The following is a 3,605-nucleotide window of genomic DNA, read 5'->3' as shown; positions in this document are numbered from 1 at the left end:
CCTCGGGTTCGATTTGACCTGGAGAGGAGCATGATCTATGCCGTCATCGATGCCATTGATGAGGGCTTGATTGCTGCAGCCCATGACATATCCAACGGCGGGCTGGCGGCGACGGCAATGGAGATGGCCGTAACCCGGCCAGCTAAGTTCGGCCTGGAGCTGGACCTGGATGGGGTGGTGTGCGGCGACTTGGATCTGAGAACCGATAAACTGCTTTTCTCAGAGTCTTCGGGATTCCTTCTGGAAGCGAAAGCAGGAAAGGAGAAGAGGCTGGAGGAGCTACTGAAAAGCTACGACCTCCTGCCGGCAAAGATCGGCAGAGTGACGGCGAAAAGAAGGATCAGGATAACCAGAAAGGGGGAGACGGTGGCCGACCTGGACCTGGATCTGGCGAGGAATGCATGGACCCGTGGCCTCGCGGAGGCGATGAGATGAAGATCGCAGTGATGCAGTTCCCCGGGACGAACTGTGAGTTCGAAACCCTGGTGGCGGTCAAAGAGGTGGGCATGGAGGGCGAGATCTTCCGCTGGAACCGGCCAGAGGAGGAGCTGTCCGGCTTTGATGGATTCATCATTCCGGGAGGATTCTCCTATCAAGATAGGGTTAGGGCGGGAGCCGTCGCCTCCAAGGAGCCGGTCTTGAAGGCTCTGAAAGAGGAGGCGGCATTAGGTAAGCCGATTCTGGGAATCTGCAATGGCTTTCAGATCCTGATCGAGGCCGGCCTGTTGCCTGGTCTGGTCCCTGGCACGGGAAAGGTACAGATGGCTCTGGCCCAGAATGTGATGGTCTCCAAAGGAGAGATCGTCCGCCGGGGCTACTATTGCGACTGGGTGTACCTGCGGCACGATGCCTCATCCAGAAGGTGCAGCGGCTCGTACCAGATTGAGATGGGCGCTCTCCTGAAGATACCGATAGCCCATGGAGAAGGAAACCTGGTAACTGCATCGCCTGGCCTGATCAAGAAGCTCAATGATCAGGAGCAGGTGGTCTTCCGCTACAGCGACCGCAACGGCCGGGTGATAGACGAGTTCCCTGTGAATGTTAACGGCAGCACAGAGAGCATTGCTGCCATCTGCAATCCAGAAGGAAACGTCCTGGGAATGATGCCCCATCCGGAGAGGGCGTTCTTTGCCTGGCAGCTTCCCTCCTTCGATCCGAGAAAGCACAGGCCCAATGAGCCGGGTCCTGGAAGGCGGATCTTTGAGTCGATGAAGCGCTACATAGAGGTGGAGTCATGTTGATCAATCTGCGCGTCTGGCTGAAGATACCGGATGCAGAAGCGGCCACGGTGAAGAACACCCTTGTCCGGCGACTGAGCTATGGAAAGGTTTTAGAGGATGTGAAAAAGGAGCGGCTCATTTCCATCCAGGTCGATTCCGGGGATCCTGAGGAACTGGCCAGGGCTTTTGCCCGGGAGCTGGTCAATGAGAACAAAGAGAGCCATAAGATCCTGATTGACCGGCTGGAGTTCGAGGAGGGCTATGTGCCGGTTAAGGTTGCCCTGCATATCGAGGATGGCGAGGCAATTGCCATAAGGGACAGGCTCAGAAAGAGGTTAGGCTACCAGAATGTGGTGGATGTGAAGAAGGCGACCGTCTGGAAGCTGTACTTCAGGCTCCTCCGGCCTGAGGCGGAGATCACTGCCCGGGAGATTGCAGAAAAGCTGCTCATAAATCCGCATAAGGATAGCTATGAGATAATGCTGTGAAACAATAATGCGAGGATTTGGTTGGGGGCAGGAGATGATCTGGTCTCCATCACCTTTTATTGATCATCGATCATGACCTTCAATTCATCTTCATCTCACTCAGCCGCTCTCCTCTTTCATCTCCCAGCCCAGCCGTTCCCGGATGATCAAGTAGCTCATCTCCGGCGATATGGCCCCTGCCTCAGTGCAGATCAGGTCGATGTACTGATGGGGGGTGACATCGAAGGCGGGATTGTGCACCCTGACGTGTTTGTATTTGGAGATGTCGGCCAGTACTTCTGTGGCCTCACGCTCCTCGATGGTGACCAGCTCCCCTAAAATCGTCTCCGGGCTGAACTTATAGGTCTCGGCAGCCACCATGAAGCTGGTCCTGGCCTCGCGGGCGCACAGGGCGATCTGGGCGGTGCCGATCTTGTTTACCAGGGTGCCGTTGGCGGTTATCACATCCGCTCCCACCACCACCAGGTCCACATCGTTCATAACGCTCCGCACCGCCGAGTCCACGATCAGCTCCGTCTCTATGCCCATCTGATCGAGCATACCGATGGTGGTGATGCCCTGGAACCTGGGGCGGGATTCGGTGGCTATCACCTTGATATTCTTTCCGGATTTATGAGCAGCACTGATCACGGAGATGGCGGCATTTGAGTTGCAGTGGGTGAGGACAGTATCCCCGTCTCTAATCCTCTTGCTGCCGATCTGGCCGATCTTCTCCACTGCCTTCTGGGAGTTCTCGATGAAGCGATCGGAATTAGCGGCTATCGCCTGGCGGGCGCCATCGATGTCATCTGCCTTATACTTCATCACCATTCTTATGGCATTGGAGAGGGAGACTGCCGTGGGCCTGGTCTTGAGGAGCAGGTCTGCGGCAACCGCGGTCTTCTGGTTGAAGTCCTCGAAGCTCTCCACCTGGACAGCCAGAGCATATTCCTTCAAAGAGGCAGCTGCGGCAGTGGCAATTCTCCCTGCCCCTCTAATCTCCATGCTGCTGATCTTTCCTGCGGTCTCTGTAACCCGATCTATTGGCTTCATTCGAGTGTTATTTTCGCCTGCAAGAGTTAAATCTATTTCCTGCCCTGAGAAGAACAATAACTATAACTTTGCAGCTCTCTGATCATCCTCGGTGACAAACGATGGACACAACAGACTTCGATATCATAAAGGCGATTGCCAGCCTCAAGGTACCCTATCCCAAAGCAGATAGGATCCTCTCCATGGCAAATATCGATCCAGAGGAGCTCGGCGCGCGACTGGGAGGACTGGAGATGCAAGGGTTTGTCAAGACTCTGAGCGAAGCAGATATGGAGGGCTCCAGCCTCCCTAACGGCATAACTGCCGCAGGGCTGACAAGTCTTGGCAAGAGGGCTTTATCAGGGCCGAGATGGTAGGGCAATTACAGCCCAAATGACATTATGGACCGGTCGTATCTTTTGCCGCCAGGTTGGGTGGCATGATCGCATCTTCTACAGTCTCCTGTGGCATTTTGCTGGTGGCAGCGCAGCAATCACAGCTTGCCCTTGAGAAGCTGGTAGACGAAGTAGACCAGGAGGATGAATACCGCCACTCCTGCCAGGTACCAGATGGCTCTCCAGATGGCGATGACGATTATGATTGCCAGGGCCAGAATGATCAGGTTCTTGATGGTATTGTCGTTTGCCATGTCCATCCAATATGCCGTGTTATGATATAGCTGTTTCGAGGGAAATTGCAAAGAGACTGCCAGGCCTGTGGCTTTGGATAATGCGGATAATTGTTTCGTGCACCAGGGCGTATCCAAAATCAAACTGCGCAAGGCCAATCCTCCCTAAAGGACGGGAACAGCGGAAGGATGAGGTCAGGGCTTTTCTATAGGTTCATGCTGCATTCTCCTGGGCTGCAATGCTCTTCATTTGAGAGG

Annotated in this window: 6 protein-coding genes; 4 read left to right on the top strand and 2 right to left on the bottom strand. The window is 54.8% G+C overall.

Annotated elements, in window-relative coordinates:
* From BP822_RS03325 to BP822_RS03315, 3 genes are all read left to right on the top strand, one after another.
* Positions 1 to 435, top strand: a 435-nt coding sequence (locus BP822_RS03325; RefSeq protein ID WP_286877737.1) for an AIR synthase-related protein, incomplete at its 5' end; no start/stop codon positions are given.
* Positions 432 to 1,241 (top strand): phosphoribosylformylglycinamidine synthase I, encoded by an 810-nt coding sequence (gene purQ / locus BP822_RS03320; protein WP_276986968.1) that lies wholly within the window; start codon positions 432 to 434, stop codon positions 1,239 to 1,241. The genes BP822_RS03325 and purQ, both read left to right, overlap by 4 nt.
* A complete protein-coding gene (locus BP822_RS03315) occupies positions 1,235 to 1,708 on the top strand; it encodes a phosphoribosylformylglycinamidine synthase subunit PurS (protein WP_013718166.1) in 474 nt (157 codons plus the stop codon). Before purQ ends, BP822_RS03315 begins: the two co-directional genes overlap by 7 nt.
* 99 nt (positions 1,709 to 1,807) lie before the next feature.
* On the opposite strand, the gene BP822_RS03310 is transcribed toward BP822_RS03315, so the two are convergent.
* Positions 1,808 to 2,740, bottom strand: coding sequence for a ribose 1,5-bisphosphate isomerase (locus BP822_RS03310; protein WP_276837770.1), 933 nt, complete (start codon positions 2,738 to 2,740; stop codon positions 1,808 to 1,810).
* A gap of 101 nt (positions 2,741 to 2,841) precedes the next feature.
* Between BP822_RS03310 and BP822_RS03305 the strand changes: the two genes are divergently transcribed.
* A complete protein-coding gene (locus BP822_RS03305) occupies positions 2,842 to 3,096 on the top strand; it encodes a hypothetical protein (RefSeq protein ID WP_048131610.1) in 255 nt (84 codons plus the stop codon).
* Between the two features lie 116 nt (positions 3,097 to 3,212).
* On the opposite strand, the gene BP822_RS03300 is transcribed toward BP822_RS03305, so the two are convergent.
* Positions 3,213 to 3,368 (bottom strand): hypothetical protein, encoded by a 156-nt coding sequence (locus BP822_RS03300; protein ID WP_276837773.1) that lies wholly within the window; start codon positions 3,366 to 3,368, stop codon positions 3,213 to 3,215.
* Positions 3,369 to 3,605 lie beyond the last annotated feature (237 nt).

Origin of the sequence: Methanosaeta sp. UBA458 (assembly GCF_002496085.1) — an archaeon.
In the GTDB taxonomy this organism is placed as follows: Archaea; Halobacteriota; Methanosarcinia; order Methanotrichales; family Methanotrichaceae; genus Methanothrix; species Methanothrix soehngenii.
Note: the sequence above shows the minus strand (reverse complement) of the source record. Positions and strands in the feature narration are given on the sequence as shown.